The 2,495-nt window shown below is 65.4% G+C and carries 2 protein-coding genes; both read right to left on the reverse strand.

Annotation, left to right across the window (positions count from 1 at the left end):
- Positions 1-79: 79 nt before the first annotated feature.
- The gene (gene lpdA / locus DB30_RS40575) at positions 80-1,516 is read right to left on the reverse strand and encodes a dihydrolipoyl dehydrogenase (protein ID WP_205633202.1); all 1,437 of its coding nucleotides are present in this window, start codon (positions 1,514-1,516) and stop codon (positions 80-82) included.
- A 62-nt stretch (positions 1,517-1,578) separates the two neighbouring features.
- A partial coding sequence (odhB, locus tag DB30_RS40580) for a 2-oxoglutarate dehydrogenase complex dihydrolipoyllysine-residue succinyltransferase (RefSeq protein ID WP_052559480.1) occupies positions 1,579-2,495 on the reverse strand: 917 nt, incomplete at its 5' end.

A 2,495-nucleotide genomic window follows, 5' to 3' on the forward strand; every position in this document is an offset into this window, starting at 1 on the left:
CTCGGGCGTCGTCCTTCTGGCCGCCAGGGAAGACTCCGAGTCCGGATCTGTCCGGCGTTCCCGGCGGCGCGCCCAGGGGTCAGAAGTTGATAACCCGCCCCAGGGCGTCGAGCGCCGCTTCCTTCACACTCTCGGCCATGGTTGGGTGCGCATGGATCGAGCGGCCGATGTCCTCGGCCGACGCCGAGAACTCCACCGCCACCGCCAACTCCGCAATCAAATCCCCCGCCCGCGCCCCAATAATAGACGCCCCCAAGATCCGATCAGTCTCCGCATGCGCCACAATCTTCACAAACCCATCAGTCTCCCCAAGCGCCTTCGCCCGCCCGTTCGCCATCAGCGGAAACTTCCCAACCCGATACGCCACACCAGCCTCATCCAGCTCCGCCGTAGTCTTCCCCAAGCTAGCGATCTCCGGATGCGTATAGATCACATTCGGAATCGCCTCATAGTTCACATGTCCAGGCTGCCCAGCCATCGTCTCGACAGCGCAGATCCCCTCATGCTCGGCCAGGTGCGCCAGCATCGGCCCAGGGATCACATCACCAATCGCCCAAACCCCCTCGACGCTCGTACGAAACTGCTCGTCAACCCCAACACACCCACGCCGGTCCACCTCGATCCCAATCGCAGCCAGCCCCAGCCCATCGGTCATCGGCTTGCGACCCACGGCCACCAGCACCCGATCACACTCGATCACCTTTTCCACGTCGCCATCTTGATAGGTAACCTTCGCCCCATCACCAACCGCGACCGCTCCGGTCACCCGCACGCCAAAGTGAAAGCCCAGCCCCTGCCGCTTGAACAGCTTGAGCGCCGCGTCGCCAACGTCGGTCTCCATCGTTGGCAGCAGCCGCGGCATGTACTCGAGCACGGTCACCTTCGCCCCAAGCCGGCCCCACACCGACCCAAGCTCTAGCCCGATCACCCCCGCGCCGATCACCACCAAGTGCTTCGGCACCTCGGGCCAGGCCAGCGCCTCGGTCGACGTCCCAACCCGCGAAGCCCCGCCCTCACCAATGTCAAACTCCACACCGGGGATACTCGCAACCTTCGAGCCCGTCGCGATCAGCACGTTCGTCCCCGCGATCGACTGCGCCACAGCCCCATCGCCCCCAACCACCTCGATCACATGTTTATCAGCCTCACGCTTGCCCGTGAACCGACCCACCCCTCGCAGCGAGGTGATGTTGTTCTTGCGAAACAGCATCGCCACGCCGCTGGTCAGCTGCTTGACGATCTTGTCCTTGCGCCCAAGCATCTTGCCCAGGTCCAGCTCGAGCTTACCAATCGCGATCCCGTGCGCGCCCATCCCCTTCTTGTCCGCGGCTTGGGCGTACTTCTCGGACGACTCGAGCAGGGCCTTGCTGGGGATGCAGCCAACGTTGAGGCAGGTCCCGCCAAGCGTGGCGTCCTTCTCGATACAAGCGACGCTCAGCCCAAGCTGCGCGGCCCTGATCGCAGAGACGTACCCGCCGGGTCCGGCGCCGATGACGATGAGATCGTAGCTATCCATGATGTTGTGCCGATGTTGTGCCGATGTTGTGCTGCTGATGTGGGGCGGAGAACCGGAAACGCTCAGATCTCGAACAGCAAGCGGCGCGGATCTTCGATCGCCTGCTTCACGTGAACCAAGAACTGCACAGCCTCACGCCCGTCGACGAGCCGATGATCGTACGACAGCGCAAGATACATGATCGGCCGAATCTCAACCTTGCCGTTGATCGCAACCGGCCGCTCGACGATGTTGTGCAGCCCCAGGATCCCCGTCTGCGGCGAGTTGAGGATCGGCGTCGAGAGCATCGATCCATAGATGCCCCCGTTCGAGATCGTGAACGACCCGTCGGACAGGTGCGCGAGCGTGAGCTTGTTGTCGCGGGCCAGCACCGCGAGCCGGCCAATCTCTTGCTCGATCGCCGCAAACCCGAGCGTGTCGGCGTCGCGGACCACGGGCACGACCAGGCCCTTGCCGCCGCCCACGGCGACGCCGACGTTGTAGTACTGCTTGTAGATGATCTCGTCGCCCGAGATCTCGGCGTTGACAGAGGGGAACGCCTTCAAGGCCGAGACCGCGGCCTTGACGAAGAACGACATGAACCCGAGCTTGACCCCGTGCGCGTCGACGAAGTCCTGCTTGAGCGCGCTGCGGGCCTGCATGACCGCGGACATGTCGACCTCGTTGAAGGTCGTGAGGATCGCGGCGGTCTGCTGGGCTTCGACCAGGCGCGCGGCGATCGTCTTGCGAAGCGGCCGCATCTTGACCCGGCGCTCGCGCTCACCCACGGGCTTGCTGGCTACGGGAGCCGGGGCAGGCTTGGCGGGAGCCGGGGCGGGCTTGGCGGGAGCCGGGGCGGGCTGCGAGGCCGCCTTTTGAACGTCCTCCTTGAGCACTCGCCCGCCGCGCCCGGTGCCCTCGACGGCGCCAAGGTCCACACCCGCGCGGGTCGCCTCGGCGCGAGCGGCCGGCATCGCCGCGGGCTTCTGCGCAGGCGCGG

Source organism: Enhygromyxa salina, assembly GCF_000737335.2.
GTDB lineage: Bacteria > Myxococcota_A > Polyangia > Nannocystales > Nannocystaceae > Plesiocystis > Plesiocystis salina_C.

Bases quoted from the DNA above. Each gene is read 5' to 3' on its own strand.
- lpdA (WP_205633202.1), bottom strand. From the start codon at position 1,516: ATGGATAGCTACGATCTCATCGTCATCGGCGCCGGACCCGGCGGGTAC.